Below are 16827 nucleotides of genomic sequence, written 5' to 3'. Positions count from 1 at the left end.
CGACTTAGTTCAATCACCAGAGGACAAAACGCCAGAAAGCAGTTCTTCGGAAAATCCGGATGGGCTGCTTTTTGGCACATTCATAAGGATGAGGATATCAATGTTGGAACGTTACAGAACAGTTAGGCAAGCAGGCGAGAAGGAAATCGTCATTCGCAAATCGCGTTTTATCGGCCACATCAAGCCAGTGGAGAGCGAGGAGGAAGCGGTCGCTTTCATTGAAGAGATCAAGAAGAAGCATTGGAACGCTACTCATAATTGCTCGGCTTATATGATTGGTGAGAGAGATGAGATCCAGAAGCAATCCGATGACGGGGAGCCCAGCGGGACTGCAGGTAAGCCGATACTGGAAGTGATTAAGAATCAAAATTTAAAAAATGTGGCGATCGTTGTAACACGTTATTTTGGCGGTATTCTACTTGGTGCGGGTGGTCTAATCAGGGCTTATACGGATGGTGCCGTTGCAGCAATTGAAGCTGGGGAAGCGATTACCCAGGTACTTCATCAGGAAGTTCTAGTTGAGCTCGACTATACCTGGCTGGGCAAGGCGGAGAATGAGCTTCACAATCGTGGAGTCCGCATGGGCAGACCGAATTCACCGACAAAGTCACATTGCATTGCTTGCCGCTAGCAGGTGAGGCGGAGCAATTTATAAGCTGGATGACAGATATGACTCAAGGGCAGGCAGAGATGATGGCAGGTGACAAGGTTTATTTTATTGAAGGGGAATAATGCCTATGGCAAGAAGAGCAGTAGAGCAGGAGTTATCAAGGGAAAGAATTATGGATGCCGCGAGACATTTATTTATAACTAAAGGTTATCGGGGCATTTCCATGAGAAGCATTGGTCAGCATTTAGGTTACAGTCACGGGTCACTCTATTACCACTTCAAGGAGAAGGCGGAGCTGTTCTACGCGATCGTGGTGCAGGACTTCAACCATTTGACCCTGCTCTGTGAGCAGGTAACGAAGCGCCCGATGGTGGACGGACTCACGAAGACAGAGGAACTGATGTTGGAGTTTATTAAGTTTGGTCTTGACCATCCACATCAATACGAGATTATGTTCATGCTCCGGGATGAGGAGATATTGACCTACTGTCGTGCGGAACAGTCCAAATGCTTCGATAAGTTCAAGACGATTGTTCAGCGCTTCTTGAAGGAGGAGCAGCATCCGCTGCAGCAGAATCCTTCCTTTCCGCTTACTATGTTTTTGGGAATACACGGGTTCATTTCGTTCTACATCCAGGACCGTCTTACCTTTGATGAGATCATGCCCGCTGCGGTCGGCCATGTCAAAATGTTAAGCCAGAGCAGTTACCGTTTAACGTCATAGGGCGTTTTTGTTTTACATTTGGACTTTATCCATTTACATCATCATCGCTGTACTTCTGTATTACATTAATTAAATAGGGTAATGATGCGAGTGTTATATATTACTGGAGTTATTTCATACATGTGTACTTATGACAAGTTATAAAGGGCCTGAATCCAGGAAGGATAAGGCCCTTTATTTTTGCTTTTTTGGACTAGAAATATTTGGATTGACGGAGGTCCAGTGGTTTGATAAAGTGTTTTATAAGAAAAACCAAGTAATTACATATGAAATTATGGAATGGTGTTTTTACATATCTGGCGGCCTGGTTCAATCATCCGCTGCCGGAATTGATGAAAGGATGTGGCCTCTTCCGATGCATATAGAAGTACGAAATCTAGATAAGCACTTTGGTAATTTCCATGCCGTTAAAGATGTGAGCTTCGATATTGAAAAAGGGCAGTTGATTGGATTGCTCGGACCAAGTGGAGGAGGCAAGACATCGATTCTTCGCATGCTGGCCGGGTTGGAGCAACCGGATTCGGGAGAGATTCTGTTTCATGGGAAGCGTGTGAATGAGCTTGCGCCGCAAGAGCGTGGAATCGGCTTCGTATTCCAGAGTTATGCGTTGTTTAAACATATGACGGTGTTCGATAATATTGCTTTTGGACTTCAGGTTAAAAAAGTGCCCAAGAGTGCAATTAAAGAGAGGGTTATGGAGCTAGTTGAGCTTACTGGACTTAAAGGCTTCGAGGGCCGTTATCCCCATCAGCTCTCCGGCGGGCAACGCCAGCGAGTCGCTTTCGCTCGGGCGCTTGCACCGGAGCCGCAGCTTCTATTACTCGATGAGCCCTTCGCTGCGATTGATGCGAAGATTCGCCAAGAGCTGAGAGCTTGGTTGCGCGAGCTAATCGAGCGTGTTGGCATCACATCGATCTTCGTTACTCATGATCAAGATGAAGCGATTGAAGTCGCTGATGAGATTATGATTATTAGCGAAGGGCGGCTGGAGCAAAAAGGATCGCCGTGGGACATTTACCGCGAGCCAAGTACGCCATTTGTCGCCTCCTTTATCGGGCAATCGACGCTGGTCGATCATCCGTCCGAGTTGAGAGGCTTCGAGGCCGAGGTAGCGGGTTCGCAGGCAAAGGCGTTAATCCGTCCTGAATACATTGAGATTGGTTACGAACGGGATTTTACTTTGCTATCTGCTACGGCTGCTGGAGTGGTGAAGCATGTGCATTTCAGGGGAAGTGAATGGCTGGTTGAGGTCGAAGTAGGAGGAAATGTGCTGACGACCTTCCGTTCGCTGGAGAAGGAGACACTTCAGATCGGGCAGGAGATTCGCGTTCTTATACATCGCGCCTATTTATACAATGAAGAGCGCAGTTGGATAGTGGAAAATCCGTTAAAGCGTGATCCAATGAGCGCTATGATATAAGCAAATAAGCGAAGGACCTGGCAGAATTGCCAGGTCCTTCGTGTGTATGTCTTGATTAGGACGTAATATCCAATCGAGAATGATATTCAGGTTTTGATCTATCACGTTCCAATTTTTTAGAACTCCCAACTAAGGGGGTTTTCAAAAGCTTAGCTTTTTGATAAAACGGGAGATATGAAGGAAGTGGAGAAAATTGCGGAAGGAAGGAACATAGATCTGCAAATGAAGGAATGCTGAGTGCGGGGCGCTGGCTATTTAGATAAGGAATAATTATCGAAATGGAGAGTACGAAGATGGATCAACTTGTGTTTCTTGGTACAGGTGATGCAATGGGTGTACCAAGACTATATTGCGATTGTGAAGTATGTACGGAAGCAAGAAGCGGCGGAAAGAACCGGAGGTATCGATCTGCAGTGGCGGTAGAATGTGGGGCTGGGGAGCAATTCATGATCGATTGTGGACCAGATTTCCGGGCCAGTATGGAGCAGCGCGACCAACGATTTATAGAGCACATGCTGATTACCCACGCTCATTTCGATCATATCGGCGGATTGCCGGAATGGGCTGATGCCTGCCGTTGGCTGGGGCGAAAAGGGCAATGTACGCTCCGCGTGAAGTTGTGACATCATTCTACGCCAATATCCTTGGCTGGAACGGAATCTCGACATACATTTTGTGGATGAGGGAATTGTATTGGCCGGATGGAAGATATATGGCTGGAAAGTAAATCACGGTAAGAACGGCTACTCCTATGCCTATAGGTTTGATAAGCCGAATTATGCTTGGGCGTACTGTTCGGACTCCATCGATCTGCCGCCAGAGCAAAAAAGGCCACTCCAAGGGCTTGATCTGTTGATCCTTGGAACAAGCTTTTACAAAGAGCTGGCCGAATTCTCTACGCGTTCTGTCTATGATGTAACAGAGGCACTGGATCTACTGCAGGAAATTAAACCGAAGCGTACGATATTTACTCATATGTCTCATGATATCGATCATCGCAAGGGTTATTCTTTGCCTGAGGGTGTATCCTATGCTAGGACAGGAATGGCCTTGCTGCTTGGTAGGGATTAGATGCTTAACGCTCGACGATTTAATAGAAAAAATAGAAAAAGGCTCCAAATCCACGGTGAAGTGGAGATGGGGCCTTTTATATTTTCCAAAGATCCTCAATATTACTGCGGATTCAACACAAATTTTTCGATGGCTGCTTTAACTCCATCTTCATTATTGCTAAGCGTTACATAACCAGCGAGTTCTTTCAGGGCTGGAATCGCATTGCCCATCGCTACACCCAGACCGGCGGCTTCAAGCATTTCATGATCATTCCATGAATCGCCAATCGCCATGGTCTGAGACATATCGCAGCCAAAATGAGCAGCCAGGAACTTCAGGGCATGGCCTTTAGTACCTTCGCGGTGCATAATCTCAAGGAAATTCGGCTTCGACTTCGTAATATGGACATCCTTTCCAAGAAGCTCGCGTAGCTGAGGAGCGATTTCATCCAAATAGTCAGGTTCATCAATGATGAGTAGCTTTGGTGTAGGATGAGAAGCCAGCTTATCGACATTCGCTTCAATAAAATACTCCGTCCGGTTAAGGTTCGTGTAATCAATCAGCTTCTGATTTTCTTCCCGGGCGAAGAGCTTGTCATCAATATAGGTCTGCAAATGCAACTGATGTTGAATACAGTAATCGAACACCTTACGGACCGCATCCATAGGCACGTAACGTTCATATAATACTTTCTCATCGATAAGGTTTTTAACTAGGGATCCCTGATAGGTGATAATCGGTACATTCATTCCTATCTGGCGGGCAATCGCTTGTGCCGAAGAGTAGGCACGTCCGGTGGCCAGCGTTACGATGACCCCCTTAGCAATCGCTTGCTCCAGTGCCTGCTGGGTGGCTGGGGTGACTTCCTTGCTGTCGTTAATTAGAGTATCGTCAATGTCTATGGCAATCAGCTTGTACATGGTCCCTCTCCTTTGGTGATATCTTTATCTATCGATAGCTTGACTACCTCTATTGTACCTTTCAGACTGTATAATTCAATTCCAATCCAGAAAAAAGAAATATAATCAACTTTTCTATTTACGGGAATGTATGTTCCTGGTTAGAATGGAATAGACACTCATGACAAAATAAACCAAATCAAGGAGGGACGAAGTATGCTAGATACAGTATCCATCCATAGCGGGGTAATCGATGCACAGCCAGAAACGCTTGGCCTGGATCAGAACCGGCTTACAGAACTAACCGGCATTTTTCCAGTCTCATTGAGGCAGGGAAGCTCCAGGGAGCCAGTTATTTAGTAGCAAAGGACGGAAAAATCGTTGCCCATCAATCTTTGGGAAAGCTAACTTACCATAATAACAGTGCTGATCTACAGCTGGATTCGATCCGTCAGGTGTACTCGATTACGAAAGCGTTCACATCCGTTGCGATTGCCCGCCTAGTTGAGGAAGGCAAACTGTATTATAAACAGCAGGTATGCACATGGATTAAAGAGTTTGATACTGACTACCATCGGGATATTACACTGTGGCATTTGTTAACGCATACCTCGGGGCTGATGCCGGATCCAGGATGTCTACAGGAACCATATCCCTTCCCTTGGTATGGTTGGTGGGTTCATGAGAAGAGGGACAAATCGGACCAATGGAGCGCAAGCGAATGGATCAAGCTGATTCTTGGGGGAAGGATGGCCGCACGACCGGGAGAGCAGTGGAACTATTGTACGGCAGGCTATGCGATTCTGGGAGAGGTGATCGCCAGAGTCAGTGGCATGTCGTATGAGCAATACATCAGAGAGTACATTACGGAGCCGCTGGGAATGGAGCATACCTTCATGGATGTTCCGAAGCAGCTTCACTCCAAGGTTTGCTATGTCAACCCATGGGAGGAGAACGGGCTTAAAGAATCGGCAGAACACACGGAAGTCAGGGCGGATGTGGGAAACACCGCAGTAGATGAAATGCCACCAGCTGCAGGGAACGGCTTATTTTCTACACTGCATGACTTATGGAAATTCGGTCAATGTCTGTTAGACGGAGGAACCTTTAATGGACATACTCTACTGGGCAGAAGAACAGTCGAGAACATGGTGTCCAATCAGTTAAGCGGTGTGCCCTCCAAATGCTGGGGGATAACAATAAGGACTATCAAATGTCCCTGGGCTGGAGCCTGAACCATCAAGACATTTGCTCGCCGGGAACTTACTCGCATGAAGGGGCAGGTCATTGCGGTCTGTATATAGATCCGAAAGAAAGATTGATATACGTATTTTTTGTACCTAGTCAGACAGGCTGGGTTGCTGAAGCGGTTATTAATCCCCGTGCAATCGTATGGTCATCACTTGTATAAAGTAAAGGTAATTCAACCTTCTCGGTGCTGAAAAACTAACTATTTGAATTTCTAGCTAATTCATAGTGGGAAAGGAATGATGGGTACATGAGTACTGTTATTCATCAGGGACGACTGGATATGACGCCGGGGGAAGCGGGGTTTCGCGAGGCGGCTGTTGAGAGGCTGGATGCGATGCTCCAGCAGCTTATCTGTGACCATCGATTGCAGGGAGCCTCTTATTTACTCTCCAAGGGGTGCAGAACCTTTGCCTGCAAAGCGATGGGGAGTCTTAAATATAATGATCCACTGGTGCCACTGAAATCGGATTCTATTCGTAGAGTAGCCTCTCTAACGAAATGGTTTACTTTAACCGCTGTGCTGCGGCTCATGGAGGAAGGGAAGTTGTATTTGACCCAGCCTGTTAAGGACTGGATTCCGGAATTCGACCAACGTGCCTATGAGCAGATCAATGTGTTTCATCTGCTGACGCATACCTCTGGATTGTCGCCTGATTCCGGATATTTTCTGGAGCCGTATCCGTTTGGACGATGGGAGATCGAATTTGCCTACGGGGATGAGTGGAATGAAGACAGGCCGCAGCGTAGCCCTGCGGAGGAGATCGAATATCGCAAATCCAAATGGATCAAGGCGATGCTGGCTGGCCCACCGGTATGCTCACCAGGAGAACAGTGGGATTACTGCAGCATCGGTTTTGTTCTACTTGGAGAGATTATTCAGCGAATCACGGGTATGAAGTATGAGCATTATATCCAGCATACGATTTTGGAGCCGCTTGGGATGACGAGGACATTCTTCACCGTTCCAGAGCATCTTCATGGCGAAGTATGCTTGACCAATGAATGGGAAGAGAAGCGGCTGCAAGCCGAACCGGAGCCGGACTGGGCGCCTCCGAGGTCTGGTGGCGGTCTGTATTCTACCCTAGATGATCTGCATATCTTTGGTCAGATGCTGCTGAATCAAGGGACCTATAACGGCGTGCGTATTCTGAGCCGCAAATCGGTAGAGAGACTGTCGAGAGCTCAATATCCGAAAGGACTGCCTGCGTTCGGGTGGGGAGAACGCAGCAAGGCGAACAAGTTCGGATTGAGCACCTACTTGGGCAAGGAGGACGAGCCCTTCAAGCCGCATACGATTTATCATGAAGGGGCAGGACGCTGTGCGTTGATGGTTGATCCGGATGAGGATTTGATCGTGAGCTTCTTTGTACCATCAGATGTTGGCTGGGTACCGAATCGATCATCAATGTTAAGAATATCATCTGGTCGGGGTTACAATGAATCGAACAATGAACGTGATTAAGGCGGTGGGCTTGGCCACTTATAAAGAGTGGGCGGCCTTCCGCTCCCATATGGCGGTCTCGATTTTGATCGGACCCGTCTATTTTCTTGTGCAATATTTTATCTGGACCGCCGTATTTACTACCCGCGATACATTGGGAGGGCTAACCCTGACGCAGATGCTGGCGTATTACGGGGTGATGTCCTGCATTAATTATCTAACCTTTGATTTTGCCGACTGGAATTTACAGATGCTAATTCGCACCGGTAAATATGTCACTTTTGTGCTCCGTCCAGTTTCACACCTGTTCTTCGCACTGTCCCAGAAGATCGGTCATCGATTTCTTGGCTTCTGGATGGAGTTTCTACCTGTTTTTCTAATCTACTTGTTCATATTCCGTATTGATATATTGCCACAGAGACCACTCTGGGCACTCATATCAGTCGTATTCGGATTTCTAATGACCTTTCTGGTCAATTACTGCATCGGCTTGACCGCTTTCTGGCTGACCAATGCGGACGGGGTCAGAAACATGTTTCATCTGATCGGCAGCATATCTGCAGGAACGCTAGTTCCACTAACCTTTTTCCCGGATGCTATCCAGCGTGTCTTATTCTTTTTGCCCTTTCAATTTATGCAGTATGTTCCTGCGAGGGTTGTCTTTGGTGATTATGAACTGGCGGGTATCGCTTTGACCGTACCGCAGATCGTCGGTCTTCAGGGGATTGCCGTTGTTGCTATGTGGGGAATCACCGCGCTGCTGATTCGACTAGGCATTCGTAAGTTTACGGGGGTGGGCGTATGAGGTCGATTCTGGCCTGCTATCGTGTCATGATGAAGACAAAGCTGTCGGAGCGGATGGCGTATCGCGCGGATTTTTTGATTACGCTATTAATGATGCTGATCGGGGATTTGCTGATTCCGTTCTTCATGGTGCTGCTATATAGCACCGGGGCTTCTTTTCCCGGCTGGACGTTACACGAAGCACTGTTGATTCAAGGCATATTCACACTGGCCAAGGGCATTGCCTTCCCGTTTTTCTTCGGAATTGTCTCGACCACACTCTATCATGTACGCGAAGGATCGTTTGATATTTTTCTGCTAAAGCCGCGTTCTGTGCTGTTCATTACTGCGGTGAATTCCTTCTCGATTGATGACTTCGGTAGAGTTATCAGCGGTGGAATATTAACCGGTTGGGCATTGTCAAAGTTAGGCATGCCGGGGGCTCACGAATGGATGCTGTTTGCGGCACTGTTTGTCTGCTCGCTCATTGTATTGTTTGCGATTTCGTTGTTTCTGTCCGGCATGTTATTCAAATGGGTTGGAAGCAGCCGGGTATACGATGTATTCGACTCTGTATCGATGTTTGGGATGTATCCGCGGACGATATTCTCCAAGACGTTTCAAAATATATTAACTTATTTGCTGCCGGTGACGATGATTGGCTTCCTGCCAGCAGCCTCTTTGCTAGGCAGGCCTGTTCAGGGCTCATGGGTCGCTGCGTTAGTATGTCTAGTGTTCCTGACCGCCGGTCTTACGTACTGGAATTACATGCTCAAGAACTATACAAGCGCAGGAGGATGACACGGTTGATCATTCAAGTTAAAGAGCTGAGTAAGAACTATACTACCTATCAGCGCGGTGCTTCGTTCAGAGAGACGGTAGCAAGTATGTTCCGACGCAAGACGCTGGTGGTAGAAGCGGTAAAAGGGATCACTTTCAGTGTAGAAAAGGGGAGATTGTTGGTTTCCTCGGTCCGAATGGAGCGGGTAAATCTACGACGATCAAGATGCTGACTGGAGTGTTACACCCTACTTCGGGCGAGGTGGATATCCTTGGCTTCACCCCATGGAAGCATCGGAAGAAATATGTCCGCGGAATCGGAGCGGTATTTGGACAGAAGTCACAGCTGCTATGGGATATTCCGCCGATCGATGCGTTTTATATGAATAAGGCAATTTATAGCCTGGAGGATGAGGCCTTCCAAGAGACACTGGATCAATTAGTCCGGTTACTGGACGTAGCGGAGATTATCCGCAAGCCGACTCGGCAGTTGTCTCTCGGAGAGCGGGTGAAATGCGAGTTCATTATGGCGATGCTGCATCGTCCGGATGTCGTCTTCCTCGATGAGCCGACGATCGGACTGGATGTGATTGCTAAGGAGAGAATTCGCTCTTTTGTGCAGGAAATGAACCGGCGAGGTGTAACCTTCATTCTGACAACGCATGATCTGGAGGATATTGAGCAATTGGCTAGGCGAGTTATCGTTGTGAATCACGGCGAGATCGTATTCGACGATTCTATCCAGGCACTGCGCGGATTTCTGGGAGCGAAGAAGACGGTTCATCTCTCGACAGAATTGGCCGCAGATTGGAGCGGAATCGAAGGAGTAAGCGTGCTGAAGCAGGACTCTCCTACAGAAGCTGAACTGGAGCTGGATACGGATATTATGCCGCTTCGGGGGTTCATCTCTTTGGTGAACGAGCGGTATACGATACGGGACATGGCGCTGAATGCTCTGCCGATTGAGCGTATCATTAAGGAATTATATGAGGGAGCGTAAGCGAGGAAATATCGTTCTTGGGCTTATCTCTTGCTTGGCTAGAAACATGCAAAATAACACCTTCGAGCTCAAATTATCTAAGTGTAGCAATGAATTGAAGAATTGGGGATTGCGAGTAGAAATAAAAAGCCCGGAGTACGAGAGCCTGTTGAAGGGTTCTCGTACTCCGGGCGTATACATATGTGGTTTCTTTCCAGATACTATTCTTCTAGGAACACCAGACCGATAAATTCATCCTTGTCAATGTTGCCGAAATAGTATTTCACATCAATGTCAGCAAGCGCTTCACGAACCGCGTTTTCTTCGTAACGGATTCCTCTAAGTTTGTCTTCGATATCCACAACATCTCCGACGCCGAAGAAGTCACCGTAAATTTTAATGTTACGGATATGTCCCTCTTCAATGTCCATACGCAAGTCAATAATACCCGCAGGGAATTTCTTGGCATGCTTCACATTGCTGGCTGGGGACAGACCATAGTTCCAATCCCAGTTCTTGTAGCGTTGCTGCGAAATTTCGTTGATTTTAGCCCAATCGGCTTCGGTCAGTTTGTACTGTGGTACTTGTTCCGCTTCCATTCCGAAAATATGACGAAGCAATTCAGCTCGGAAGTCTTCAACCGTCATCTTCTGATCCATGAAGTCGCTAATATTAGCAACACGGCTGCGAACCGATTTGGTGCTCTTGGATTTGAATTTCTCCGGATTGGCCTTAAGGGAGGCCTGGACATTATCTAAATCGGAGTTGAACATCAGTGTGCCGTGGCTAAACATCCGACCACGTGTGGAAAATTGGGCGTTACCGGATATTTTCTGCTCGCCGACCTGTAGATCATTGCGTCCTGATAGCTCGGCATTAACGCCCAGTGATTTCAGAGCTTCGACAACAGGCTGTGTGAATTTACGGAAATTGTGGAATGAGTTGCCGTCATCCTTCGTAATGAAGCTGAAATTCAGGTTGCCGAGATCATGGTAGACTGCACCGCCTCCTGATAGTCGGCGAACGACTTGTACTCCGTTCTCCTTGCAATATTCCTGATTGATCTCTTCGATCGTGTTCTGATGCTTGCCGATGATGATCGAAGGAGCGTTAATATAGAACAACAAATAACTGTCATCCTCGAGCGGAAGATGCCTTAATGTATATTCTTCAATAGCGAGGTTAACCGTTGGATCGTTAATCCCTTGATTGTCAATAAACAGCATATGTTTCAGCCTCCATTGCCTATGAGATTTGTTCTTTGTATATTCCTTATCTATTGTAAACTAATTATTAGTCAAACCAAAGTATCGTCGTCATTTATTCATGAAAAATGCATGTAATCATCTATGTACCTGTCAGCAGGAAGAGTGTCTCCCACGCCGCATGAGGGGAATCGTTATGCCGCGTATTGTGTCGAGGCTGGAATAGGGGGGATCGGAGGTATTTTCTCGCAGGCGATTGACGAGAATCGGAGCCTATCTTCATAATGGTATAATCATATTTAATCATACCTGAGAGCAGTTCAAATCTGTTGAACCTTTCTGATAGAGAGGAAGAGAGTCGTAATATGTTGCTGGAAGTGTACGGACATGGCGGGGATTTGCAAACCGCTGCAGAACGTTATGGGATTGCTCCGGAGCAGATGATGGATTTGAGCGCCAATATTAACCCGCTTGGTCCACCGCCCGGTTTATTGGATAAATTACGGGAAGTTCTGCCGGAAATTGTGAAATATCCGGATCCAGGCCACCGCCGGTTGGTATCTTTGTTAAGCCGTCGCTATACCGTGGAACCGGAATGTCTTGTGATTGGGAATGGAGCTGCGGAGAATATGGCACTAGCCCTCTTAGCTCTGTCTCCATCAAAAGTGGGCATTATTGAGCCTTGCTTCTCTGAATATCGAACGCTGGCTGAGCAGTTCGGAGCACAGGTTAGCTCAGTGTTCGGTAAAGAGGAGAGAGCGTTCAGGGCGGCACCGCAGGACATTGAACGCTTGATAATGGAGACGGATCTAGTATTTCTAGGACAACCCAACAATCCGAACGGCGTACAATATCCGCTCGATGAGCTGCGTAGATTTGCGGAGACCGCCGAGCGGAGCGGTACGTACTTGATTGTTGATGAAGCTTTTGTCGACTTCATTCCCGAGCATCAGAGACAGTCGCTTCTGCCAGAGCTAACCAAGTATAGTCATCTGGTGCTCATCCGCTCGATGACGAAATTTTATGCGATTCCCGGGCTGAGACTCGGGTTTGCGATTGCTTCACCGGAGCTTGCAGCCAGGATGCGCGGCAAGCAGGTAACCTGGAGCGTCAATTCGTTGGCTTTGGCCGCCGGAGAGGTGTGCTTGCAGGCAGATGATGCCTACGAGCAGGAGACAATGGCTATAATTGCAGAACAGCGCGGTCTATTGCATGCTGCCTTACGGGAGCTTGGTTGTGAGACGTGGCCAGGAGAGGCGAACTTCATGCTCGTCCGTCTAGCTGAGGGTTGGACAGCAGCTAGGGTTCAAGCGGAGCTCGGAAGCCGTGGGGTGCTAATTCGCAGTTGTGCGATGTACGCAGGGCTTGGTGAGCGCGATATCCGGATAGCGGTTAAGGGAGAACGCGAGAGCCGGAGACTGCTCGCGGAATTGAGCGCTGTGCTGGGAGGTCAAACCCAATGACAATGCCATTTATAGATGGAGCGGAGAAGGGGCTTTATGAATCGGAAGCCTGGGCGGGGCTGAAGCTGTTGCGGAGTGAGCGCCATCTGCTGCTTACACCACCGACCCCACTCCAAGGAGTCAGCAGCGCTGTCTACGGAGGTGGTATGCGCAAGCTGCACCAAATCGTGAATATATATGTGGACAAGCATTATCGCTGCGATGAACCGGAGAGCGATATTCGGCGATTGCTGCAAGAGTGGGATATCTCGGAGCAGGAGACCGCCGGACTGCTGACGGCGGTGAGGTTGCGCTACGCGGCGGTTGCCGAGGAGCGCTGCAATGACTACGCCGTATTCTGCTGCGCAACGGCGGGGGCTTCGAACTCCGCGCGAGCGGGAGTTCAGAGGACGACATTCCCGGCGGTATGGACGCCGGGACGATCAACATCCTGCTGGTGGTGGACGGCAGGATGACGGATGCAGCGCTGGTGAACGCCGTCATCACGGCGACGGAGGCCAAGACCGCAGCGCTGCAGGACCTCGGCGTGCTTGACGCCGAGAATGGACTGGCGGCCACTGGCACAACAACGGACGCGGTCGTGCTCGGCGCCAGTCAGCGGGCCGATTGGCCGCTGCTGCACGCCTATGCCGGGACCGCGACCGATCTGGGTGGCACGATAGGCCGCCTGGTGTACGCCGCCGTGAGCGAATCGCTGCGCGCCGCAGCGGGTGAGCGCCGATGATGGCGGCGTGGTGGGTGCTGCCGGCGGCGTATGCCCTCGACCGGCTGCTCGGCGATCCAAGATGGCTTCCCCACCCGGTTATCGGGATGGGGAAGGCGATCGCCGCAGTCGAGGCGCTGCTGCGCCGCCTGTTCAGGCCCCGCCACTACCGGGCGGCGGGGCTGCTGCTGCCGCTGATCGTTGTCGGCGGCAGCTTCACTCTCACCTGGGCCATGCTGTATTTGTTGGCCCAGGTGAGCCCGTGGCTGTCCGCAGCCGCGGAGGCGATCGTCATCTGGACGACGATCGCTTCCAAGGGCTTGCGGGACGCCGGGATGGAGGTGTGCGCCCAGCTGTGCAAGGGCGACCTCCCTGCAGCCAGACGATCGCTTGGCATGATCGTCGGCCGCGACACGGGCCATCTCGCCGAGCCGGAGATCGCCCGCGGCGCCGTAGAGACGGTCGCCGAGAACATCGTCGACGCAATCGTGTCGCCGCTGTTCTTCGCTCTGCTCGGCGGTGCCCCGCTAGCGATCGCATACCGGGCCGTGAATACACTAGATTCGATGGTCGGCTACAAGAACGACAAATATATCGATCTGGGCTGGGCTTCGGCCCGGCTGGATGACGTCGCGAATTATATTCCGGCACGTATAACGGCCCTGATGTTGTTCCTTGGAGCTTGGCTAATGAGGCTTGATGTGAAAGGGGCAGTGCGGGCCGTAAGGCGCGATGCTCCGAAGCACCCCAGTCCGAACAGTGGTTACCCGGAAGCTGCAGTTGCAGGTGCGCTCGGTATTCAGCTTGGCGGAGAAAATTCATATCATGGCGTTGTATCGGTCCGTGCCCATATGGGAGAGAAAACTCGCGAGCTTAATGGAGAAGATATTCCTTCTACGGTCGGATTGATGTTTTTTGCAGCGAATACGGCGGTCTTGCTTGGAATGCTGATTGCGTTCTGGGTGAATGGTGGATGGCATTGGATCTAAACAAGATTGCCAAAAGTGTGCAATGTGAAGTTTTTAAATAGATATGTTCAGGAACGAGATAACAGAGTTATCCCTAACGCCTAGTATCAGCAGCTTGTGGATGGTAAGAAATGATAATATAAATTTATGGATTTTGAAAGGTGGAGGGGCAATGGAATATGAATTTGTGATCGAACCTCTAAGCTATATCGCCTTCGAAGACGAGACGGCGCAGCTGGAGCAGTGCAAAGAATGGGGATTATTGTCCGGCAAAGCTACCAAGACAAAAGCGTTCTTCTACAAGGGGTATGGCCAGAATCTGCCCTGCAATATCGTTGGAATGGTTGATAAGATTACGGCAGTCATTGAATTGGAAAATAAGCAATTGCACTGTATTCATCCTTCGTATTTGAAGGAGATGCAGGCAGCGAGCTATGGACAGAAGCCAGTTGCAGATGAGGCGACTGTAGCCGATCCAGAAAATTCGGGACTAGAAACGTCTAAGGCAGTAACTTCTCCTGAAACGGAAACGATCGGAACACAGCTGGAAGAAGAGTCCTCCAAGAAAATAGAAGCAGTTGAATCGCCAATCGTTGATATTTCGGATCCAGATTATGCGCCTGCACCGCAGAGTAAAGTGAAAAAAGCGAAGAAGCCAAAGATTGAACTGCCTGAGGGCAAAGTGAAAATGACGGCAACTGTACAGGAGTTCACAACGGTGCCGAATCATTTCTCCGATAATGACGATGAAGTGGTTATCTATGAGTCGGTTGCGATTCTTGAACCGGAGACCGAAATCGGTGAAGCATGGTCAAGTCACAGCGCGACACTCAAAAAGCTTGAGCTCGCCATTGGGGATACGATTACTTTTGAAGCCAAAATTGTTGCCAAAAAGCTGACGAAGCACCCGGTCGCATATAAAATCAACAACCCTGCTAAAATTCAAAAGGAAAATTCCTAAACTTATCTGTAGACGATTAAGACTATTTCTAACGAAACTGAGCAACTCTATTTAAGCTGAAAAAGGGCTGCTAAAAATCGTAACGAAACTGGGTACCGCTATTTCGGCAAAAGAGTGGCTAAAAGTTTGTTTTTCACCCTAATAACGATTTGTAGTTTCGTTAGAAATAATTTATTGCTGTTTTGGAGGAAATAACGATCCGTAGTTTCGTTAGAGATTGAACGGACTTAGAACAACTTCTTAGAGAGGAGGAATCGAATCAGATGCAAATCAAGATTGGCATTATTGGAATTCAGCCGGTTGTAGACAAACTACTCAAGGTGATCAAGGCATTCCCCACGTTCATGCCTATTGTGAAGATCGTGCAGGATGAAGGTGAAATTCCTGCGGCAGCTGAGCTGTTGATGACAGAGGTGGAGGCGCTTATTCTATTCGGCGCGCAATCGCATCGTAAGGTGAAGGAGAAGGTAAATATTACGATTCCGGTCCACTATGTTCCACTGACAGGTGCAGGACTATATAGAACATTATTCCGAGCCCAGCAGACTGGACACCTGGATGGCGGCATCTCGATCGATTCGTTGACAAAGACGATGGTCATGAACGCGCTGCAGGATCTTAGCATCGAGCACACGAAGATTGTCCTTTATAATGGTCCTGCTCATGCCTCGGCGGACAAGCTGTTTGCTTTTCACCAGCAGCAGCTGAATACGGGAGCTTGCTCACTTGCGATTACTGGAGTAGAATCGGTCGCTCGTAGACTAGCTGTCGTTGGTGCTGCCAATGAATGGCTGATTCCATCGGATCAGGATATGAGCGTGACCTTGGAGCGTGCACTGCTGTCCACGGAATCACGGCGGATTAAGGAATCGCAAATTGTTGTGGGTATGATCAAGGTTGACGACTTCGGGAAGCTTGTCATGAAGCGCGGTAGTGAGCATGAAGTGCAGAAGCTGAAGCTGGACATCCATCGGATGGTATTGGACTATGTCGAGTCGCTGGACGGCTACCTGACGCCAATCGGCGGCGAGGAGTATTTATTCTTTACGACGCGGGGCATCTTCGAGAGAGAACTGGCGGTTATAAGACGATTCCGTTGGCCAAGGATGCTAGCCAGTCGTTCGGAATTTCCTTAAGCTTCGGAGTCGGGTTCGGAACCTCAGCCAATGAAGCGGGAACCAATGCGCGGGCTGCGCTGCGTAAATCGAGGGAAGCTGGCGGGAATACCTGCTTTATTATCCGTGAGGATCAGACGCTGATCGGGCCACTGGAAATGTCGGATCCAATACAGACCGTACTGTCGCCAACATATACGGGACTGATCAGACGAGCGGAGGAGGCGGGAATGACAAGCGCCTATTTAAGCAAACTGTTATCCCATACTGCGAAATCCGGTAAATTTGAATACTCGGTACATGAGCTTGCTGCTCTGCTTGATATTACTGTAAGAGCACTCACCGGTTGCTGTTACTCTGGATCGATAATGGACTCGTTGATATTGCCGGGATGGAGAAGGTACCCAAGGGGCGGCCGCGGCAAATTTACCGTTTTTCTTTTTTGAAGGATAAGACGATGATTTAAATTTTT

Annotated in this window: 19 protein-coding genes and 2 pseudogenes; 19 read left to right on the top strand and 2 right to left on the bottom strand. The window is 49.0% G+C overall.

From position 1 onward, the window contains the following. Positions 1–100 precede the first annotated feature (100 nt). From RE628_RS21595 to RE628_RS21580, 4 genes and pseudogenes are all read left to right on the top strand, one after another. A pseudogene (locus RE628_RS21595) lies at positions 101–732 on the top strand (YigZ family protein). A gap of 5 nt (positions 733–737) precedes the next feature. Continuing rightward, positions 738–1334, top strand: coding sequence for a TetR/AcrR family transcriptional regulator (locus RE628_RS21590; protein ID WP_309154965.1), 597 nt, complete (start codon positions 738–740; stop codon positions 1332–1334). A 355-nt stretch (positions 1335–1689) separates the two neighbouring features. Beyond that, positions 1690–2754, top strand: coding sequence for a sulfate/molybdate ABC transporter ATP-binding protein (locus RE628_RS21585; protein ID WP_309159529.1), 1065 nt, complete (start codon positions 1690–1692; stop codon positions 2752–2754). A 293-nt stretch (positions 2755–3047) separates the two neighbouring features. Then, positions 3048–3825, top strand: a pseudogene (locus RE628_RS21580) (MBL fold metallo-hydrolase). A 101-nt stretch (positions 3826–3926) separates the two neighbouring features. Here the strand turns inward: RE628_RS21580 and RE628_RS21575 are convergent. After that, the gene (locus RE628_RS21575) at positions 3927–4727 is read right to left on the bottom strand and encodes a Cof-type HAD-IIB family hydrolase (RefSeq protein WP_309154963.1); all 801 of its coding nucleotides are present in this window, start codon (positions 4725–4727) and stop codon (positions 3927–3929) included. Between the two features lie 195 nt (positions 4728–4922). Here RE628_RS21575 and RE628_RS21570 point away from each other — a divergent pair, with 195 nt between their 5' ends. From RE628_RS21570 to RE628_RS21535, 8 genes are all read left to right on the top strand, one after another. Beyond that, positions 4923–5066 carry a hypothetical protein gene (locus RE628_RS21570; protein WP_309154961.1) on the top strand — a complete coding sequence of 48 codons (144 nt, stop codon included), beginning with the start codon at positions 4923–4925 and terminating at the stop codon, positions 5064–5066. Continuing rightward, positions 5030–5941 (top strand): serine hydrolase domain-containing protein, encoded by a 912-nt coding sequence (locus tag RE628_RS21565; RefSeq protein WP_309159528.1) that lies wholly within the window; start codon positions 5030–5032, stop codon positions 5939–5941. The genes RE628_RS21570 and RE628_RS21565 overlap by 37 nt, the downstream gene beginning before the upstream one ends. Then, on the top strand, positions 5920–6117 hold the full coding sequence (locus RE628_RS21560) for a hypothetical protein (RefSeq protein ID WP_309154959.1): 198 nt from the start codon (positions 5920–5922) through the stop codon (positions 6115–6117). The genes RE628_RS21565 and RE628_RS21560 overlap by 22 nt, the downstream gene beginning before the upstream one ends. An 87-nt stretch (positions 6118–6204) precedes the next feature. After that, on the top strand, positions 6205–7419 hold the full coding sequence (locus RE628_RS21555) for a serine hydrolase domain-containing protein (RefSeq protein ID WP_309154958.1): 1215 nt from the start codon (positions 6205–6207) through the stop codon (positions 7417–7419). Continuing rightward, complete coding sequence (locus RE628_RS21550; RefSeq protein ID WP_309154957.1) at positions 7394–8203, top strand: ABC transporter permease; 810 nt, start codon at positions 7394–7396, stop codon at positions 8201–8203. Before RE628_RS21555 ends, RE628_RS21550 begins: the two co-directional genes overlap by 26 nt. After that, a complete protein-coding gene (locus tag RE628_RS21545) occupies positions 8200–8982 on the top strand; it encodes an ABC transporter permease (protein WP_309154956.1) in 783 nt (260 codons plus the stop codon). The genes RE628_RS21550 and RE628_RS21545 overlap by 4 nt, the downstream gene beginning before the upstream one ends. A gap of 5 nt (positions 8983–8987) precedes the next feature. Beyond that, positions 8988–9194 (top strand): hypothetical protein, encoded by a 207-nt coding sequence (locus RE628_RS21540; protein WP_309154955.1) that lies wholly within the window; start codon positions 8988–8990, stop codon positions 9192–9194. Next, entirely contained in the window at positions 9137–9961 is an 825-nt protein-coding gene (locus RE628_RS21535) for an ABC transporter ATP-binding protein (protein ID WP_309159527.1), read from the top strand. Before RE628_RS21540 ends, RE628_RS21535 begins: the two co-directional genes overlap by 58 nt. A 200-nt stretch (positions 9962–10161) precedes the next feature. On the opposite strand, the gene RE628_RS21530 is transcribed toward RE628_RS21535, so the two are convergent. After that, the gene (locus RE628_RS21530) at positions 10162–11166 is read right to left on the bottom strand and encodes a lipoate--protein ligase (protein ID WP_309154954.1); all 1005 of its coding nucleotides are present in this window, start codon (positions 11164–11166) and stop codon (positions 10162–10164) included. A 344-nt stretch (positions 11167–11510) separates the two neighbouring features. On the opposite strand from RE628_RS21530, the gene cobD reads away from it, so the two are divergent. From cobD to RE628_RS21495, 7 genes are all read left to right on the top strand, one after another. Then, positions 11511–12608: a threonine-phosphate decarboxylase CobD gene (cobD, locus tag RE628_RS21525; protein WP_309154953.1), complete on the top strand. Its 1098-nt coding sequence runs from the start codon at positions 11511–11513 to the stop codon at positions 12606–12608. After that, complete coding sequence (locus tag RE628_RS21520) at positions 12605–13063, top strand: adenosylcobinamide amidohydrolase (RefSeq protein WP_309154952.1); 459 nt, start codon at positions 12605–12607, stop codon at positions 13061–13063. Before cobD ends, RE628_RS21520 begins: the two co-directional genes overlap by 4 nt. Beyond that, a complete protein-coding gene (locus RE628_RS21515; protein WP_309154951.1) occupies positions 13015–13332 on the top strand; it encodes an adenosylcobinamide amidohydrolase in 318 nt (105 codons plus the stop codon). The genes RE628_RS21520 and RE628_RS21515 overlap by 49 nt, the downstream gene beginning before the upstream one ends. Beyond that, positions 13332–14300, top strand: coding sequence for an adenosylcobinamide-phosphate synthase CbiB (cbiB, locus tag RE628_RS21510; protein ID WP_309159526.1), 969 nt, complete (start codon positions 13332–13334; stop codon positions 14298–14300). Before RE628_RS21515 ends, cbiB begins: the two co-directional genes overlap by 1 nt. 151 nt (positions 14301–14451) lie before the next feature. Next, on the top strand, positions 14452–15240 hold the full coding sequence (locus RE628_RS21505; protein ID WP_309154950.1) for a hypothetical protein: 789 nt from the start codon (positions 14452–14454) through the stop codon (positions 15238–15240). Between the two features lie 263 nt (positions 15241–15503). Continuing rightward, positions 15504–16376, top strand: a complete 873-nt coding sequence (locus RE628_RS21500) for a hypothetical protein (RefSeq protein ID WP_309154949.1) — start codon at positions 15504–15506, stop codon at positions 16374–16376. Beyond that, the gene (locus RE628_RS21495) at positions 16337–16801 is read left to right on the top strand and encodes a hypothetical protein (protein WP_309154948.1); all 465 of its coding nucleotides are present in this window, start codon (positions 16337–16339) and stop codon (positions 16799–16801) included. Before RE628_RS21500 ends, RE628_RS21495 begins: the two co-directional genes overlap by 40 nt. Positions 16802–16827: the final 26 nt, after the last annotated feature.

Source organism: Paenibacillus sp. D2_2 (genome assembly GCF_031199965.1).
Lineage (GTDB): Bacteria > Bacillota > Bacilli > Paenibacillales > Paenibacillaceae > Fontibacillus.
The sequence above is the reverse complement of the archived record's forward strand: the minus strand, read 5'-3'. Positions and strand labels throughout refer to the sequence as shown.